The sequence below is a fragment of the Nonomuraea antimicrobica genome, from assembly GCF_039536965.1.
In the GTDB taxonomy this organism is placed as follows: Bacteria; Actinomycetota; Actinomycetes; order Streptosporangiales; family Streptosporangiaceae; genus Nonomuraea; species Nonomuraea antimicrobica.
This window is the reverse complement of record NZ_BAAAZP010000016.1, coordinates 50,936-67,537: the sequence shown is the minus strand read 5'-3', so window position 1 is coordinate 67,537 and position 16,602 is coordinate 50,936. Positions and strand designations below refer to the sequence as shown.

Annotated in this window: 17 protein-coding genes; 7 read left to right on the top strand and 10 right to left on the bottom strand. The window is 71.3% G+C overall.

Features of this window, described 5'->3' with window-relative positions:
* The 7 genes from ABD844_RS05835 to ABD844_RS05805 form a co-directional block, all read right to left on the bottom strand.
* Positions 1 to 475: hypothetical protein (locus ABD844_RS05835; RefSeq protein ID WP_344873715.1), on the bottom strand; the 475-nt coding region annotated here is incomplete at its 3' end.
* Positions 472 to 1,236 carry an ATP-binding cassette domain-containing protein gene (locus ABD844_RS05830; protein ID WP_344873719.1) on the bottom strand — a complete coding sequence of 255 codons (765 nt, stop codon included), beginning with the start codon at positions 1,234 to 1,236 and terminating at the stop codon, positions 472 to 474. The genes ABD844_RS05830 and ABD844_RS05835, both read right to left, overlap by 4 nt.
* Positions 1,237 to 1,241: 5 nt before the next feature.
* On the bottom strand, positions 1,242 to 2,267 hold the full coding sequence (locus ABD844_RS05825; protein ID WP_344873713.1) for an ABC transporter ATP-binding protein: 1,026 nt from the start codon (positions 2,265 to 2,267) through the stop codon (positions 1,242 to 1,244).
* Positions 2,268 to 2,278: 11 nt separating this feature from the next.
* The gene (locus tag ABD844_RS05820) at positions 2,279 to 3,796 is read right to left on the bottom strand and encodes an ABC transporter substrate-binding protein (protein ID WP_344873711.1); all 1,518 of its coding nucleotides are present in this window, start codon (positions 3,794 to 3,796) and stop codon (positions 2,279 to 2,281) included.
* 26 nt (positions 3,797 to 3,822) lie between these two features.
* Positions 3,823 to 4,698, bottom strand: a complete 876-nt coding sequence (locus ABD844_RS05815) for an ABC transporter permease (protein WP_344873709.1) — start codon at positions 4,696 to 4,698, stop codon at positions 3,823 to 3,825.
* Entirely contained in the window at positions 4,695 to 5,615 is a 921-nt protein-coding gene (locus ABD844_RS05810; RefSeq protein WP_344873707.1) for an ABC transporter permease, read from the bottom strand. The genes ABD844_RS05815 and ABD844_RS05810 overlap by 4 nt, the downstream gene beginning before the upstream one ends.
* A gap of 5 nt (positions 5,616 to 5,620) precedes the next feature.
* Positions 5,621 to 6,751 carry a LacI family DNA-binding transcriptional regulator gene (locus ABD844_RS05805; RefSeq protein WP_344873705.1) on the bottom strand — a complete coding sequence of 377 codons (1,131 nt, stop codon included), beginning with the start codon at positions 6,749 to 6,751 and terminating at the stop codon, positions 5,621 to 5,623.
* Positions 6,752 to 6,903: 152 nt separating this feature from the next.
* Between ABD844_RS05805 and ABD844_RS05800 the strand changes: the two genes are divergently transcribed.
* Together ABD844_RS05800 and ABD844_RS05795 are read left to right on the top strand one after the other, a co-directional pair.
* Positions 6,904 to 7,755 carry a phytanoyl-CoA dioxygenase family protein gene (locus ABD844_RS05800; protein ID WP_344873704.1) on the top strand — a complete coding sequence of 284 codons (852 nt, stop codon included), beginning with the start codon at positions 6,904 to 6,906 and terminating at the stop codon, positions 7,753 to 7,755.
* Positions 7,752 to 8,612 carry a helix-turn-helix domain-containing protein gene (locus tag ABD844_RS05795; protein WP_344873702.1) on the top strand — a complete coding sequence of 287 codons (861 nt, stop codon included), beginning with the start codon at positions 7,752 to 7,754 and terminating at the stop codon, positions 8,610 to 8,612. Before ABD844_RS05800 ends, ABD844_RS05795 begins: the two co-directional genes overlap by 4 nt.
* Before the next feature lie 17 nt (positions 8,613 to 8,629).
* Here ABD844_RS05795 and ABD844_RS05790 read toward each other — a convergent pair whose 3' ends face one another.
* The gene (locus tag ABD844_RS05790) at positions 8,630 to 10,075 is read right to left on the bottom strand and encodes a DHA2 family efflux MFS transporter permease subunit (protein WP_344873700.1); all 1,446 of its coding nucleotides are present in this window, start codon (positions 10,073 to 10,075) and stop codon (positions 8,630 to 8,632) included.
* Positions 10,076 to 10,163: 88 nt separating this feature from the next.
* On the opposite strand from ABD844_RS05790, the gene ABD844_RS05785 reads away from it, so the two are divergent.
* The 3 genes from ABD844_RS05785 (at position 10,164) to ABD844_RS05775 (ending at position 11,736) form a co-directional block, all read left to right on the top strand.
* Complete coding sequence (locus tag ABD844_RS05785; RefSeq protein WP_344873698.1) at positions 10,164 to 10,637, top strand: MarR family winged helix-turn-helix transcriptional regulator; 474 nt, start codon at positions 10,164 to 10,166, stop codon at positions 10,635 to 10,637.
* 274 nt (positions 10,638 to 10,911) lie between these two features.
* Entirely contained in the window at positions 10,912 to 11,265 is a 354-nt protein-coding gene (locus ABD844_RS05780) for a DoxX family protein (protein ID WP_344873696.1), read from the top strand.
* Positions 11,266 to 11,421: 156 nt separating this feature from the next.
* On the top strand, positions 11,422 to 11,736 hold the full coding sequence (locus tag ABD844_RS05775; protein WP_344873694.1) for a hypothetical protein: 315 nt from the start codon (positions 11,422 to 11,424) through the stop codon (positions 11,734 to 11,736).
* Between the two features lie 34 nt (positions 11,737 to 11,770).
* Here the strand turns inward: ABD844_RS05775 and ABD844_RS05770 are convergent, their stop codons facing one another.
* Positions 11,771 to 12,922 carry a ZIP family metal transporter gene (locus ABD844_RS05770; protein ID WP_344873692.1) on the bottom strand — a complete coding sequence of 384 codons (1,152 nt, stop codon included), beginning with the start codon at positions 12,920 to 12,922 and terminating at the stop codon, positions 11,771 to 11,773.
* A gap of 229 nt (positions 12,923 to 13,151) precedes the next feature.
* Positions 13,152 to 14,234, bottom strand: a complete 1,083-nt coding sequence (locus ABD844_RS05765; protein WP_344873690.1) for a multicopper oxidase domain-containing protein — start codon at positions 14,232 to 14,234, stop codon at positions 13,152 to 13,154.
* A 259-nt stretch (positions 14,235 to 14,493) separates the two neighbouring features.
* Here ABD844_RS05765 and ABD844_RS05760 point away from each other — a divergent pair, with 259 nt between their 5' ends.
* Together ABD844_RS05760 and ABD844_RS05755 are read left to right on the top strand one after the other, a co-directional pair.
* On the top strand, positions 14,494 to 14,943 hold the full coding sequence (locus tag ABD844_RS05760; RefSeq protein ID WP_344873688.1) for a cupin domain-containing protein: 450 nt from the start codon (positions 14,494 to 14,496) through the stop codon (positions 14,941 to 14,943).
* A 384-nt stretch (positions 14,944 to 15,327) separates the two neighbouring features.
* On the top strand, positions 15,328 to 16,599 hold the full coding sequence (locus ABD844_RS05755) for an Nramp family divalent metal transporter (protein ID WP_344873686.1): 1,272 nt from the start codon (positions 15,328 to 15,330) through the stop codon (positions 16,597 to 16,599).
* Positions 16,600 to 16,602 lie beyond the last annotated feature (3 nt).

Sequence of the window (16,602 nt, the reverse complement as noted above, 5' to 3'; positions counted from 1 at the left end):
CGGCGGCGCCGCCGGGCGTGCCGTGCGGTGCCACGCGCAGCTCGACCCCGGCGGCGAACTCCAGCACCAGGCCGTCGGCCGGCCGCGTCTCCTCGCCGGTCCTGACGAGCCCGCCGCCGGTCTCCCGCCAGTCGATCCGCCAGTCGATCCACCGGTCGATCCGCTGGGCGCCGACGTCGGTGTCGTCCCGGCCGTCCAGCGCCACGAGCACGCCCGCGGTCCCCTCGGCCCGTACGTGCAGCTCGTCGGTGGATCCTCCGGCCATGACCAGGTGCAGGCGGCCGTCACCCGCCTCGACGGTGACCTCCGCGTAGTCGCCGCCCACGGTGTGGTGCCCGAGCCTGACCAGCCCGTCGCGCCAGGTGAACCCGTCGAGGGGAGCGCCGGGCACGCCGAAGCGGACCCGCAGCCCCGACGGCAGGTGCACCATGCCGGTGTGGGTGGTGACGTCCCACGTGTTCCAGCCGGTGATCATGCTTCTACTCCGATGTCGAGTGCGGCGTCGAGCAGGGCCTGGGTGTACTCGTGCCGGGGCGCGCCGAGCACCTCTCCTGCCGGGCCCTCCTCGACGACGGCGCCGCGGCGCATCACCGCGACCCGGTCGGCGATCTGGTGGACCACGCCCAGGTCGTGGGTGATGAACAGCAGCGCGAGCCGGTGGCTGCGCCGCAGGTCCACGAGCAGCCGCAGGATCTGCGCCTGTACGGACACGTCGAGGGCCGAGACCGCCTCGTCGCACACGAGCAGCCGTGGCCCGACCGCCAGCGCGCGGGCGATGCTGACCCGCTGGCACTGGCCGCCCGAGAGGTCGCCCGCGCGCCGCCCGGCCACGTCGGCGTCGAGACCGACGTCGGCCAGCAGCCGGTGCAGCGCCTCGGTCCTGTCCCCCGGCGGCGCCGTGACCGGGTGCGTACGCCACGCCTCGCCGATGAGGTCGGACACCGGCATCCGCGGGTTGAGCGACGAGCGCGGATCCTGGAACACCATCTGGATGGCGCGCTGCGACTCCGGCGGGCGGCGACCGGCCGGGCCGAGCGTCCGCCCCTCGAACGTCACCGTCCCGGAATCCGGCCGCTGCAACCCGACCACGCACCGGGCGACCGTGGTCTTGCCCGAGCCCGACTCGCCGACCACGGCGAGCGTCTCCTCCGGCGCGACCCGCAGGCTGACGCCGTCCACGGCGACCAGGCCGCCCCGGCCGCCGAAGGTGACCCGCAGGTCGGACACTTCGAGCATCTCGCTCACGGGGTGAACACCTCCTCCGCGAAGTGGCAGGCACTCCACCTGCCCGGCGCGACCTCGCGCGCCTGCGGCACCTCTGTCCTGCACCGGTCCCGGGCCAGCGGGCACCGCGGGTGGAACGAGCACCCCGACGGCCGGTTCGCCGGCGTCGCGGGCGAGCCGGGCAGCGGGTCGGGCAGCGCCGTCTTGGTACGCACCGCCGGGACGCTCGCCGCCAGCGCGCGCGTGTAGGGGTGCGCGGGACGGCGCAGCACCGCGCCGGCGGGGCCGCGTTCCGCGACGCGGCCCGCGTACATGACCACGACCTCGTCGGCGACGTGGGCGACCACCCGCAGGTCATGGGTGACCAGCAGCATGGCCAGCCCCTGCTCCCGCTGGATCGAGCGGAGCAGGCGCAGGATCCTGGCCTGTACGGTGACGTCGAGCGCGGTGGTCGGCTCGTCCGCGAGCAGCAGCGACGGGCTGCCGGCCAGCGCCAGGGCGATCATGGCGCGCTGGCGCAGCCCGCCGGAGAACTCGTGGGGATAGCTGTTCATCCGCCGCTCGGGGTCCGGCACCCCGGCGCGGTCGAGCAGGTCGATCACCGCGTGCCGCACCTCGGCGCGCGGACGTCCGGCCCGCCGGAGGATCTCGCCCACCTGGCGGCCGATGGTGATGCTCGGGTTCAGCGCGGCCAGCGGATCCTGGAAGATCATCGAGATCTGGTGGCCACGTACGCGCCGCCAGTCGGTGTCAGGACGCAGCAGGCTCGCCCCGCGCCACACCAGCTCACCGCCGGTGGTCGCGTGCTCGGGCAGCAGGCCGATCACCGAGAGCGCGGTCATCGTCTTGCCGCTGCCCGACTCGCCGATCAGGCCGACCGTGGTGCCCGCGGGCACGTCGAACGACACCCCGTCCACCACGCGGAGCGTGTCACCGGCGCCGTCCGGACGGGGCAGGTCGACGACCAGCCCCTCGACCCGCAGCAGGGGCCCGTCATGCGGCGGATCCGCCGTGCCCGACCTGTCTGAACGCTGCGCTGTCACCCGGCCACCCATCACGCGCCCGCGAGCCGTACGCGGGAGAAGTCGGGCAGTCCGCTCGGGTCGGGGGTGAACCCGGTGACCCGCGCCCGCCAGGAGTAGGCGAGCTGCACCGTCATCGGGTACATGCCGACCGCGTCCGCCCAGATGATCTTCCCGGCCTCGCCGTACAGTTCGGCGCGCTCGGCCTCGTCCGGGCTCTCGCCCGCCTTGGCCAGCAGCTCGTCGAGGTCCTTGTTGCAGTAGCCGGTACGCTTCGCCGCGCACGTGTAGAGCCGGCCCAGGTTGCTGGCCGCGTCGTAGGTGGGCGTGGCGAGCTGCTGGAAGTTGACGTCCCAGTTGAGCGCGAGCAGGTCCTCGGTGAAGACCGCCTTCTCCTTCTCCAGCACGTCCACCTGGACGCCGATCTCGGCCAGGTCGGAGGCCACCGCCTGCACGAACGGCCGGAACTCGGCGTCGGAGAACTGCAGCCGCAGCTTCTTGCCGAAGTCGAAGCCGGCCGACTCCAGCGCGGCCTTGGCGGCCTTCGGGTCGTGGCCGACCGGCTGCTGCTTGGCGTAGCCGAGCACCGCGGGCGCCACCAGGCCGTCGGCGAGCGCGCCGGTCTGCGGGTAGAGCTGCTTGATGATCGTGCCGAAGTCGACCGCCTGCCACAGGGCGCGGCGCACCTCGGCGGTCTTGAGCGCCGGGATCGAGGAGTTGAACCACATGGTGAACACGGCGGTGCTCGGCACCGTCTTGACGGTCAGCCCGTCCGTCCCGCTCAGCACGGGGAGCTGGTCGTCGGGGATGCCCCAGACCACGTCCACCTCGCCGGTGCGCAGCGCGGTCAGCCGCGCCGACAGGTCGGGGATGGTACGGATCTCCAGGTTGCCGAGCTGCGGCCGCTCGCCCCAGAACTTCGCGTTCGGGCTCATCGCCAGCGCCTCGCCGGGCGCGAACCGGTTCACGGTGAACGGGCCGGAGCCGACGGGACGCTCGAAGAACGCGGTGTCCTGGGCCGTGACGGCGCGCGGGATGACGTAGAACAGGCCGAGCTTGCGCGGGATCGACGCGTCCGGGGTCGGCGCGGTCAGCTTGACCTCGTTGTCGGTGGACGCGGTCATCTTGTAGTCGGGGAAGTTGGCGGCGTTCGGGCCGTCCAGCGTCATCATCCGCTCGAAGGAGGCGACCACGTCGGCGGCGGCCACCGGCTTGCCGTCGGAGAACGTGACGCCGGACCGCAGGTGGAACGTCCACTCCGCCGCGGTGGCGCCGGGCTCCCACTTCTCGGCCAGGTCGCCCTCGACCTTGCCGTCGGCGCCGGGACGTACGAGGCGGCTGAAGATCGCCTGCGCGGCGAGCTGCGTGCCGGTCGTGGCGCCCTGGGCCCCGTGCGGGTCGAGGCTCTCGATCGGGTACGTGCCCGCGGCCGTCAGCTTGCCACCGGCCGGATCACCGCCGCCCCCGCTGCCGCCGGTCGTCGTGGCGCAGCCGCCCAGCAGCAGGACGGCCGCCGCCGCGAACGCTGTCATCTTGCGGAACCCAGTCATCGAGTTCTCCTGTCAGGAAAGGGGGGTCAGGAACGGGTACGGCGCTGGCCGTAACGGGCGGTGAGCTGGTCGCCGAGGATGCCCATGTTGATGATCAGCAGGGACAGGGCGATGCCGGGCAGCGTGGAGATCCACCAGGCGGTCTCCAGGTACTGCTGACCGTTCGCGATCGTCTGCCCCCACGACACGGCCCCGGTCGGGAGCCCGATGCCGAGGAAGCTCAGGCCCGCCTCGGCCAGCACGACGAGGGCGAACTCCAGCGTCGCCAGCGCGACGACCGGGCCGACGGTGAAGGGCAGCACGTGCCGGACGATGATCGACCGGACCGGCACGCCCATCACCCGGGCCGCATCGACCCAGGCCCGTTCGCGCAGCGAGAGCGCGACGCCGCGGGTGACCCTGGCGAAGGAGATCCAGGCCGTCACCGACAGCGAGAGGACCACGACGGGGACGCTGCGGGCGAACACACCGGCGATCACGATCGCGAGCAGGATCGCCGGGAACGCCTGCAGCACGTCGGTGATCCGGGCCAGCACCGCGTCCAGCCAGCCGCGCGCGTACCCGGCGACGACGCCGATCGTGACGCCGACCAGGCACGCGACCAGCACGGTCGCCAGCCCGATGGTCAGCGACGTACGGGCGCCGTAGACGACCTGGGCCAGGATGTCCCGCCCGAGCGCGTCGGTGCCGAGCCAGGCGACCCCGCCGGAGGCGAGCTGCGATCCGGGGGCGAGCAGCCGGTCCGTGAGCGGGGTGCGCACCGGGTCGTAGTCGATGACCAGCGGCCCGATCAGGGCCACCAGCGCGTACAGCGCGATCACCACGTACGGCACCCGGGCCAGCGCGCCCCTGCGCCACCGGCGCGTGGCCACCTGCTGGGGCAGAACCGCCGCCTGGCTCATGACCTGGCCTCCGTCCGGATGCGGGGGTCCAATCGGATGTAGAGCACGTCGGCGACGATGTTGAGCACCATCACGATGCCCGCGATCAGCAGCGTCACCGCCTGGACGACCGCGTAGTCGCGGTTGGCGACCGCGTCCACGACCAGGGAGCCGAGGCCGGGCCAGGCGAAGACGTTCTCCACGATCACCGCGCCTCCCATGAGCGCGCCCATCTGCAGGCCGACGATCGTCACGACCGGGATGAGCGAGTTGCGCAGCGCGTGCCCGAGCAGGACCTGGCGTTCGCTGAGCCCCTTCGACCGCGCCGTCTGCACGTACGGCTCGCGCATCGACTCCGTGACGCTGCTCCTGGTGAGCCGGGCGACGATGGCGGTGAACGGGAAGGCCAGCGTCACCGCGGGCAGCACCAGGTGCGCGGGCGTGCCGACCCCGGCGCTGGGCAGCAGGCGCAGGCCGAGCGCGAAGACCAGGACCAGCATGATCCCCACCCAGAACGTCGGGAAGGACTGCAGCGCGATCGTCGCCGCGGACACGACCCGGTCCACCGCGCCGCCGGGCCGGCTGCCCGCGACGAGGCCGAGTGCCAGACCGGCCACGACGGCGACGGCCGTCGCGGTGAGCGTCAGGTCGACCGTGGCGGGCAGGCGTTCGAACACCGCCTCCATGGCCGGCCGGCCGAGCCGGTAGGACTCGCCGAAGTCGAGCCTGAGCACGTCGCCGAGGTAGCGGAGGTACTGCTCGAACAGCGGCTTGTCGAGCCCGAGCGTGGCCGTCAGCCGGGCGATCTGCTCCTTGGTCGCGTCGGGGCCGAGGAACACCGCGGCCGGGTCGCCCGGCGCGGCGCGGACGATGACGAAGATCACCGAGGCCGCACCCCACATCACGAACACGCCGATCAGCAGCCGACGCACCACCATGCGCGTCACCGTGACCCCCTCCGATCAGTAGACGGGGTCCGATCAGCAGAAGGGGTCCGATCAGTAGACGGGGCCCGGTCGGGGGCGGGGCCGATCGAGTCGCCAGGCACGAAGCTGCACGGCACCGTGACCTGCTGGGGCGTGCCGTGCGGCGGGTCCAGCAGGTCGATCAGGAGCTGTACGGCCGTGCGGGCCATCTCGACCCGGGGCAGGGAGAAGCGGGTCCAGTTGCGCAGTTCGGGCGTCCACGACGGCGGGTCGCCGAGCAGCGCGATCGAGCAGTCGGCGGGGAAGCTCACCCGGCCGTCCGCGCTGGTCGCGGCGAGCGCGGTGGTCAGCCGGTTGTCCTCGCTCGGCTCGACGAGGATCGCGGTGACGCCCGCCGTGCCCGTCCAGTGCTCGACGTACTCGGCCGTCAGGTCGGCGGGGTCGGCGAGCGCGCGGATCAGCGACTCGTCCACGGGGATCCCGGCCGCGGCCAGGCCCCGCCGGTAGCCGGTCTCGCGATCGCGGGTCGGCTCGGTGTCCTCGACCGCGCGCAGGTAGAGGATCCTGCGGTGGCCCAGGCGGACCAGCTCCGCGACCATGTCGCTGGTGGCCGTCACGTAGTCGGCCGCCACGTACGACAGCTCCGCGCCGTCGAGTTCGCGGCGGCCGATGAAGACGATCGGGAAGTCCTCCCTGACCAGCTCCGCCAACTCCTCGCGGCGCACGTTGCGGCCCAGCAGGACGCAGCCGTCCGCGAGCTTCAGCCGGTTCACCCCGCCGGTGTAGATCTCCCGCGCCCCCGAGCCGATCGAGGTGAACAGCAGCAGGTCGTAGCCCTGCCGCGAGGTCTCCTCCTCGACGCCCATCAGGAACGGGTAGTAGAAGTCGCGCTGGTCGGTCGGGAAGACGGGCTCGAACGTGTACAGGCCCAGCAGGTGGGTGCGGCCGCCCCTGAGACTCTTTGCGGCGACGTTGGCCGAGTAGCCCAGCTCCGCGGCCGCCTCGAGGACCGCCTGGCGCGTGGGCTCGGCGATCTGGGCGCTGGCCGCGCCGCCGCTGAGGACGAGCGACACGGTCGCCTGTGAGACACCCGCGCGTCTGGCGATGTCGAGCTGGGTCGCTCGCCGTTGCCGTGGAGGAGGAGTCATACCCACTCTCATTGAGGCCGTTAATACGTATTAGGAAGTAGCTCGGGATGTTAATTGCTTGTTTCCGGACGCGTCAATAGGTGACAGAATTCGCCATCCCCGTGCGTGCTCGGGCCATGGCAGGACCGGGCCGCGACGGTGATGATGGGGCCATGACGAACTCCGACCAGAAGACCTCGTTCGACCGCGACGGCTACGTCGTCCTCGACCGCGCGCTCAACCCCGGCGAGGTCGACAAGCTGCTCGAAGAGGCCGTCCGCATCTGCAGGGGCGAGCGCGGCGACATCAGCGGCGCGCTCCCCCCGGGCGCCGGCGACACCGACGACGAGGTGCTGCGCAAGTTCCTGTGCGTGCACTACCCGCACAAGCTCTCCGCACTGATGCTCGCCACGATGCGCCATCCCGCGATTGTTTCGGCGCTCACGTCGGTGATCGGCCCCAACGTCAAGGCGATGCAGTCGATGCTGTTCATCAAGTCCGAGGGCGAGCCGGGTCAGGCGTGGCACCAGGACGAGCTGTTCATCCCCACCCGCGACCGCTCGCTCACGGCGGCCTGGATCGCGCTCGACGACGCCACCGTGACGAACGGCTGCCTCTGGGTGCTGCCCGGATCGCACCGGCGTGGCGTGCTCTACCCCAACCGCGAGCACGACGACCCCCGCTACGACTGCACGGTGGAGTCGTACGGCTTCCCGTTCCGCGACTCCGACGCGGTGCCCGTCGAGGTCCCGGCGGGCAGCGTGGTGGTCTTCAACGGCTACCTGCTGCACAAGTCGCTGCCCAACACCGCAGAGCACGGCTTCCGGCGGGCGCTGGTCAACCACTACATGAGCGCCGAGTCCCTGCTGCCCTGGGCCACCCCGCCGGAGGGCACGGGCATGGCGCAGGCCGACTTCCGTGACGTCGTCCTCGTCGCAGGGGAGGACCCGTACGCGTACAAGGGGTTCGAGGACGTGCGCAAGCCGCGGATCCGCCCGAACCGCGACGGCGGCTGTGACAGATGACGATCTCCGTCGACCTGGTGGCCCGGCTCGGGCCGAGCGTCGCGGGCTATCCGCCGGGCTCGGCGTTCGGCCCGCGGGTGGCCAGGTCGTACCAGTTCGTCTGGCTGCTCGGCGGCAGCGCCACCTGGCTGTGCGACGACGTCGCGCTGCCGCTGACCCCGGGCAAGCTGCTGCTCATCCGGCCGGGGATGCGTGACACGTTCCGCTGGGATCCGCGCGGCCCGACCCGGCACGCGTACGTGCACTTCACGCTCACCGGACAGGTGCCGTCCAGTTGGCCGCTGGTACGTGACCTGACCGGGCGACACGACCCGATGGGCGCCCTGTGCCGGTACCTGCTGTGGCTGGGCTCCGAGTGCCCGCCGGGGTGGCGGGACCTGGCCCGCGAGACGCTGCGCCTGCTGGTGCTGACGTTCCTGGCCGACCCCACCCCCGCGCACCGCGCACCGGCGGCCCTGCCCGCGCCGCTGACGGCGATGCTGGGCGCGGTGCGCGAGCACTGGTCCGACGGGGTGGCCAGGCCGATCCCGATGCGCGACCTCGCCTCGGCGGCCCAGGTCTCGCCGAGCACGCTGTCGCGTACGTTCCGGCGCGCGTTCGGGATCGGCCCGGTCGCCGCCGTCGAGCTGCTCCGGCTGACCAGGGCGGAACCGCTGCTGTGGCAGAGCAACCTGTCCATGCAGGCGATCGCCGTGCAGTGCGGGTTCGCCGACGCCTACCACTTCTCCCGTCGCTTCCGGGCGGTCTACGGGATGGCGCCGTCCACGTTCCGCGACACCGCGCCGGAGGCCGCGCCCCCGTCTCCCGCCGAGTCCTGCGGCCTCACCGTGCTGGAAGCGCTGCTCCACGCCGCCTGACCGCACTCGGCGGGCCGTCAGGACCTGCGGGGCAGCAGGAAGCTGACCGCGACGGTGACCGCGAGCAGGGCGAGGCTGACCCAGATCGTGACGCCGAAGGCCGTGCCGTACCCGTGCGTGGCCTCGGCGGAACGCCCGGTCAGCAGCGGGAAGAAGATCGTCCCGATCACGGCGACCCCGACCGAGGCGGCGACCTGGGCGACCGTGTTGAACAGGCCGGAGCCCGACCCCGCCTGCTCTGCGGGGACCTTCTCCAAGGTCAACTGGGCGAGGGGGGCGACCGTCAGCCCCATGCCCAGCCCGCCGACGACGACGCCGGGCAGGAAGGCGAGCGATCCGGTGCCGGGTGTGGCCGCGGTCGCCGTCACGGCCAGGACGGCGAACCCCACGGCCAGCACGACCAGCCCGAGTTGCACCGTCACCCGGCCCAGCCGGGGAAGCAGCACCGCCGCGCCCAGAGCGGCGGCGACGGTCGTGGCGATCGGCCAGGGCAGCATCGTCAGCCCGGCCTCCATCGGCGTCATGCCAAGACCGGACTGCAGCAGTTGCATGAAGGTGAAGAAGAAGCCCATCACCGGCACGAAGAACAGGAACTGCACGAGCAGCCCGCCGCCCACCGAGCGCACCTGGAAGAGGGACACCTCCACCAGCGGGAGGCGTCCGCGCTCACCGAGCCGCCGCTGGTGGCGGTGAAAACCGGCCAGTACGGCCACACCCGCCACCAGGCACAGGTACGTCCAGATCGGCCAGGGACGTCCCTCGCTGCCCGCGATGAGCGGGAAGAGGATCAGCAGCAGGCCCGCCGCGCAGATGCCCATGCCCGCCAGGTCCAGCCGCGGCCGGGCGGCGCCGCGCCCCTGGGGCAGGACCCGGGCGGCCACGACCAGGGCCACGAGCCCGACGGGGACGTTGAGCCAGAACACGCTGCGCCAGCCCAGCCCTGAGACGTCCGCCTCCAGCAGCGCCGCGCCGAGGATCGGCCCGGCGGCCGCCGCCAGGCCGGACAGCGACGAGAAGGCGGCCATCGCGCCGCCGCGCTCGTGGGGCTGGTACATGAGCTGGATCTGCGAGAGCACCTGAGGGACCATCGCCGCGGCGAACACTCCCTGGACGACACGGGCCGCCACCAGCGCGTCGGCCGTCGGGGCGGCGCCGCACAGCGCGGAGGCCGCGACGAACCCGGCGATGCCGACCAGGAAGACGCGGCGGTAGCCGTAGAGGTCGCCGAGCCTGGCGCCGGTGATGATCCCGAGCGCGAAGGCCAGGGTGTAGCCCGCGAGCATCCACTGCACCTGTGCGGGCGAGGCGCCGAGTTCGGCCCTGATGGCGGGCACGGTGACGTTGACGATGGTGACGTCGAGCAGGTCCATGAAGCTGGCCAGCAGGATCACGACCAGGGCGATCGTACGGGTCCGGCCGCCGGCGGCCGGGGCGGTGGTCAGGTGGGATGTCTCAGCAGACACCGGAGCCTCCGGATGAGCTAGAGTTATCTTAGTAGATAAGTATCTGACTCACTAAGTATCTTAGTCGCGAAGATATTAGGGGATGCCTGTGAACGTCAAACCGCACGACGACGGGCAGGCCGCGCTCGCCGACCAGATCGTGCTGGCCATGACCGATCTGGTCGGCGCGATGGGGCGGATGAACGACCTGGTCGCCCAGCGGGTGGGAGTCGGGCCCACAGACCTGCTCTGCCTGCACACGCTCAACCGCGAGGGCCCCAGCACCGCCGGCGCACTGAGCGTCCGCCTCGGCCGTACGACCGGCGCCATCACCCAGATGATCGACCGGCTGCAGAAGGCGGGGTTCGTCCGGCGCCGGCCGCATCCGGAGGATCGCCGCAGCGTTCTGGTCGAGGCAGTGCCCGACGCGCTCGGCAAGGTCGCCGCCCTCTACACCGGGCTCGACGCGCGTGCCCGGGAGCTGATGGGCGAGTTCAGCGCGGAACAGCTCGCGGCCGTCCACGCCTTTCTGGTCGCCAGCCACCAGAACGCCGTCAAGGAGTCCGACCTGCTGGCCGAATGATCACCGGGTCGCCGGGGCCCAGTGATCACGCTAGGTGCTCGATACGGGCACCCTTATGGCCTGGACCTGGCCTTTCAGCAGCTTCCATGGCTGCCGACCCATAGCGATCTATGACGGGAAGGGCACTCGCCGGGCGGTTCCATGGCCGTCCACCGGCCGCCGCCGTGTCACATCCGTGCCGGCGCGATCCGTCCGAGCACGTGTCGGGCCCCGGCCCGCCCTCTCGTCCACCCGACGTCCTCCCGACGTCCTCGACCGAACGGAGGCCAGGCGCGTGTCCATCGCCTATCTGGTCGTCACCATCATCACGATCGCGGTCAACTCCTGGGCCGCCATCGCGGACCTCGCCCGGGCCAGGTTCGTCCTCGCCAACTCGACCGCGGTGGGTGTCCCGCACTCCTGGATCCCGCTGCTGGCCGCCCTCAAGGCCGCCGGAGCCGCCGGGCTCCTGCTCGGGCTCCTCGGCCTGCGGCTCGTCGGCGTCGCGGCGGCCGCCGGGCTCGTGCTGTTCTTCGTCGGCGCCATCGCCACCCACGTCCGCGCCCGCGTGTTCTTCCCCAACATGGCCTTTCCCGGGGTGTTCCTGGCGCTGGCCGTCGCGTCGCTCGTCCTGGCCGCCTCGTCGTGACCCGAGCGCCACACCACCGGCGACGGGAGGCACTCAGAAGGCTGGCTTCCCGGCCAGTTTCACGCCCTGACGGCCGGGCATCCCCACCTCGCGTCACGGCGCGTATCCGGATCACTACCCACGTACAGATGGATCTCCCCCCGAAAGGAACGGCCCTTGGAGACCGGCGCACACCGGCCGCAGGTGATCGACGTTCCGATCTGCCTGGTGCGTACGCGAATCAAGCTGGGCGCGTTCGTGCTGCTGACCATCGCCGCGGCCGTGTACGGCGGGTCTCCCTGGGTCACGCTCGCTCTGGCGGGCACCTGCGTGGGCATCCTGCTCGCGGTGGTGGCGCTGGGCGGCCCGCGCCTGGTGCGGGCCCTGCTCCTCGGCGCGGCCCACGCGTCCGGCACGACCGGCGCGACCCGCACGACCGGCACCACCGGCACGAGCGGCACGACCGACGGCCAGGACTACCGGCCTACCTGACCCGCCGGACCCGCCCGGCCCGGCCGGGGAGAGATCAGGCCAGCAGTCCCGTCGCCCACATGAGGACCATCCCGGCCAGCACCCCGCCGACGCTCATCGGGTGCAGCGCCCGCCCGGCGCGGTCGCGTACCGCCGGGGCCAGTTGCAGAATCACCTGCGCGATCGCCCCGACGCCGAACCCGAGCAGTAACGCCCCGACCGCGGGCTGGACCGCGGCGGCGCCGAGCCAGGCGCCCACGATCGCCGGTGCGCCCGCGACCAGGCCGAGCAGGATCAGGGTGCCGGGCGCGACGCGGCGGTCGGCGGCCGGGGCCACGATCGCCAGGCCCTCGGTGGTGTTGTGCACGGCGAACCCGACGACGAGCGTGGCGCCGAGTGCCAGCGCGCCCACCGCGTACGCCGAGCCGATCGCCAGCCCCTCCCCCAGGTTGTGCAGGCCGATGCCGACCGCGACGAGCAGCGCCAGGCGATGCCCGTCGGGCCGGGCGGCCAGCCAGACGCCCACGCCGGACAGCAGCAGGTACGCCGCCACGGCCCCGAACAACACCAGCCCCGCGCCGCCGAACGCCCCCGCGGACTCGCCCGCGATCTCCAGGCCCTCGACGCCCGCGTCGATCGCCAGCCAGGCCAGCAGGCCGACGGTCACCGCCATCAGCGCCTGGATCCAGCGCGGCGGGATCCGGCGCAGCCACGGCAGCCAGAGCATGCCGATGGCGACGGGGATGACGCCGACGTACGTGCCGAGCAGCGCCATCAGCCCGAGGAACCCGGCCGGGTCCGGCGTGGTGACGGCCACGGGGATCTCGTGGCTGATCAGGCCGCCGGTGGAGGTGAGCAGGCCGATCTCGTACGCCTCCCCCTCGACCCAGGGGTAGGTGATCCTGACGGTGGTGGCGCGCAACCGGCCGAGCTCCGACTCCTCGGCGCTGAAGTCGGAGAACGCGTCGTTCACCGAGACCTGAGCGATGGCGACCGGGTCCTGGCCCTGGTTGCGGACGACCAGCTCGATCGCACCCGGGCCGAGCACCGTGCGCTCGACGGTCAGTTCCTCGGCGGGCGGTCCGGCCCGCCCGGTGAGGCCGGGCACGTCGAGGAGGGAGAAGGCGGCCACGGCGAACGCCACGATGCACAGCGGGAGCAGGCCGAACACCCACGTGCCGAACCGCCCTCCAGCCCGTCCGGGCACGGGGTCGCGGGGTCCGGGCGCGAGGCGTTCAGGGTCGTGAGGTGCGGTGTCGTGAGGCGCGGTCTCGTGAGGCGCGGTCTCGTGGGAGGCGGTCTCGTGGGGGACGGTGTCGCCTGGCGTGGGGTCGTGGGGCGGGGAGTCGCCTGGCGTGGGGTCGTGAGGTGGGGAGTCGCCTGGCGTGGGGTCGTGAGGTGGGGGGTCATGAGGTGTGGGGTCGCGGGGCGGCATCTCAGAGCCCTCCTTCGTGCGAGGCGTCCGAAGGGGTGGCCCCGGAGCCGACCTCGAAGAACCCCATCCAGCCGAGTTCGGCGAACTCCGACTGGTGGGCGTGGAACATGAAACGTCCGCGACTGCCGAACCGGAGCTCGAGAATGCCGCGCTGGCCCTGGCAGAGCATCACCGTGTCGGTGTACTCGGCGGGCCGCAGCGACGTGCCGGTGGGATACCAGTCGAAGAAATTGCCGTGCACGTGGAAGGAATTGATCAGATCGTATTCGAGGATGTTGACGAGATAAATCCTGATCAGCTCGCCCAGTTTCACCCGGACGGGCTCGCTCATATACGCGAAGGGAATGCTGTTGACGGCGTACAGTTCGTTGGCGCGGTCGAAATTGGTGTCGAATCCGTTCATCACCATCACGAGTTCGTCCGCCGCGGGGCGGCCGGCCTTCGGGTCGATGAGCAGGGTGCCGTACAGACCTTTGGCGATGTGCGCGGCGAGCGGTGTGACGTGGCAGTGGTACGGATGGAGGCCGAAGGGCAGGGCGTCGAACTCGTAGACCGTTCGCCCGCCCGGCTGGATCAGCCCTGGTCCGAGCCCCGCGACGCCGTCGACCTCCGGGGCGTGCACCCCGTGAAAGTGGATGGTGTGCGGGTGGGACGACTCGTTGACCAGGGTGATCCGCAGGCGGTCGCCCTCGGTCGCGCGCAAGGTGGGGCCGGGCACCCTGCCGTTGTAGGTCCAGGCCGGCATCGTCACGCCCGGCGCCACCTCGATGCTCTTCTCCGTGGCCGTCAGGGTCCATTCGCGGAGAGTCCGCCCATCGGGCAGGCGTGAGATCTTTCCCCCGTCGAAGTCCCGGAGCAGGGCGGTCGGGTGAAAACCGTTCGCCGCATTGTCGACGCTCGTCCCGGATCGAAATCCGGCGTGCGCCGATCCGGCCGTGTGCGCGGGCTCGTGCTGGTGGTGATCCGGTTCGTCCGTGCGGGTTGCCGAGTTTCCGGCCAGATTTGCGGCGACTGCGCCGCCGACCATAGGAGCCAGCGCGGCGATCGCCAGGCGTCGCGAGATTTCTGACACGATCAATACCATAAATTGTCAATCCTGCCGAGGCAATACGTAAATTAAAATCACGCAAACACCGTCCATTTCTTAGCAAATCCGCTTTTATCCCTATTTGCCCTGACTGGGGGGGCCTGTCCGCGAGCCCCGACATCAATCCGGATATAATTACTCAAAGCGGACTCGGATTCATGCGATCGTACGGCCGCCCCGCCCAATGGCCCGAGGTCGGCCCCGGCGGGCGGTCACGGAAACGAACAGCACACTTTGACGCTGGAGAACGACGGCCATGAGTGACACCTTCGCCGGCAAACAGGTCAGGATCGCACGCCACGGCACTCTCGACGACGACACGGTGCAGACCCCCGGGCTCATCCGCAACGTCGCCTTCGACGGACGCAACCCGGACGCCGAACACCTGTCGGCGTTCCTGAGCGTCGTCAGGCCCGGCGCGGTGACCGCCGCCCACCACCACGGCGACCAGGAGACCGTCCTCTACGTCGTCAGCGGCAGGTCCCGGTTCAGGTGGGGAGAGCGACTGGAGCACGCGGCCGAGGCAGGCCCCGGAGACTTCGTGTTCGTCCCCTCCCACCTCATTCACCAGGAGATCAACGCCTCCACCGAGTTCGAGACGGTCTGGGCCGTGGTGCGCTCGGGCGTGAACCCGGTGGTGGTCAATCTTCCCGAGCTTGACGCCTATATCGAGCATGCCGCGATCGAGTACACCACCCCTCAGTAGACCGCCCCTCAGTTCAGCGCTCCTCAGTTGAGCGCTCCCCAGTTGAGCGCTCCCCAGTTGAGCGCCATGCCCGGCGGCCCTCTCCGCCTGACCGCCGACCTGCCCGGGGCGAGCCATGGTTTGCGAGTCGTGCCATTTGTCGGATTTTGCCTGCTTGTCTGGCTCGTTAGCCCTGTAGGGATTTGCAGGGAATCACACATTAGAGGTAGCTCGTGTAATTGATTGATATTTCCGGGGAAATCGCCCCCCGGTAAGGGGATTTTGGCGTGAACTTAGTTTCATGCGTCTCTTTGCGGGGGTATTCCTCGCCCGCATCGCCACTTTCGACGGATCACGTCGTAGGTGCAGTGATCCGTCGTGTTCAGGCGATTTGGGGAGAGGGCAGTGATCGTTCCCGGTGCGGTCTCCGACAGGCCGACAGGCAGGCGTGCGCCCGTCTGGACGGGCGTCCGGATCGTGCCCCTGCTCGGGCCCGCCTTCGTCGCGGCGATCGCGTACGTGGATCCCGGCAACATCGCCACCAACCTGACCGCGGGCGCGACCCTCGGCTACACCCTGGTGTGGGTGGTCGTGATGGCCAGCCTGGTGGCGATCCTCGTGCAGTTCCAGGCGGCCAAACTGGGCATGGCGACCGGGCGGAGCCTGTCGGAGCTGTGTCGCCAGAGGTTCGGCCGATGGGGCAACCGCGTGCTGTGGCTGCAGGCGGAGATCGTGGTGCTGGCCACGGACCTGGCCGAGTTCGTGGGCGCCGCGATCGGCCTGCGACTGCTGTTCGGCATGCCGGTCGCGGCGTCGGCCGGGGTGACCGCCGTGCTCTCCCTCCTGCTGCTCGAACTGCGGCGGCACGGGCGGACCCGCCCCTTCGAACTGGCCAGCGCGGCGGCCCTGGTCCTGGTCGGCGCGGGAGTCGGCTATGACATCGTGTTCGCCGGTCACCAGTCCGCCGAGGGCCTGGTCTCCGGGTTGATGCCCAGTCTGGCCGGCGACGGGGCGTTGCTGCTGGCCATGGGCATCGTCGGCGCCACGGTCATGCCGCACGCCGTCTATCTGCACTCGGCGCTCGTACAGGGGCGCGGCATCTCCACCGAGGCCGCCAATCAGCATCCGATTCTGGTCCGCCGGATCCTGCGGCTGGACTGCTCGCTCGCGCTGGGCCTGGCCACGGTGATCAACGTCTCGATGATCGCCCTGGGCGCCGGGCTGGGGGCGGCGACCGGCGGCGCCTGGACCGGCGACCTCGTGGCCGCGCACGGCGAACTCGCCACGCGGATCGGCGGGGCCGCCGCCCTGGCGTTCGCCATCGCGCTGCTGTCGTCGGGGGTGTCGTCCGCCGGGATCGGTACGCTGGCCGGCGACGTCGTGATGCAGGGCTTCCTGGGCCGGCGGGTGCCCGTGCACGTACGGCGGATCGTCACCATGGCCCCGGCGGTGCTCGCCCTGCTGGCCGGCGCGCCCTTGACCGGCCTGCTGGTCCTCAGCCAGGTGGTCATCTCCCTCGGCGTGCCCGTCGCGCTGTTCCTGCTCGTCCACTTCTGCCGGGACCGTACGCTCATGGGCCCGCTGACCAACGCCCCGCTCACCACCGCGATCGCGGCCACGGCCGCGGCGGTGGTCGCCCTGCTGGCCTGTTCCCTGCCCCTCACCCTGCTGTTGTGAGGC

Coding starts and splice junctions, on each gene's coding strand:
- ABD844_RS05830 (WP_344873719.1), bottom strand. CDS start 1,236: ATGCTCGAAGTGTCCGACCTGCGGGTCACCTTCGGCGGCCGGGGCGGC.
- ABD844_RS05820 (WP_344873711.1), bottom strand. CDS start 3,796: ATGACTGGGTTCCGCAAGATGACAGCGTTCGCGGCGGCGGCCGTCCTG.
- ABD844_RS05815 (WP_344873709.1), bottom strand. CDS start 4,698: ATGAGCCAGGCGGCGGTTCTGCCCCAGCAGGTGGCCACGCGCCGGTGG.
- ABD844_RS05810 (WP_344873707.1), bottom strand. CDS start 5,615: ATGGTGGTGCGTCGGCTGCTGATCGGCGTGTTCGTGATGTGGGGTGCG.
- ABD844_RS05805 (WP_344873705.1), bottom strand. CDS start 6,751: ATGACTCCTCCTCCACGGCAACGGCGAGCGACCCAGCTCGACATCGCC.
- ABD844_RS05800 (WP_344873704.1), top strand. CDS start 6,904: ATGACGAACTCCGACCAGAAGACCTCGTTCGACCGCGACGGCTACGTC.
- ABD844_RS05795 (WP_344873702.1), top strand. CDS start 7,752: ATGACGATCTCCGTCGACCTGGTGGCCCGGCTCGGGCCGAGCGTCGCG.
- ABD844_RS05765 (WP_344873690.1), bottom strand. CDS start 14,234: ATGGTATTGATCGTGTCAGAAATCTCGCGACGCCTGGCGATCGCCGCG.
- ABD844_RS05760 (WP_344873688.1), top strand. CDS start 14,494: ATGAGTGACACCTTCGCCGGCAAACAGGTCAGGATCGCACGCCACGGC.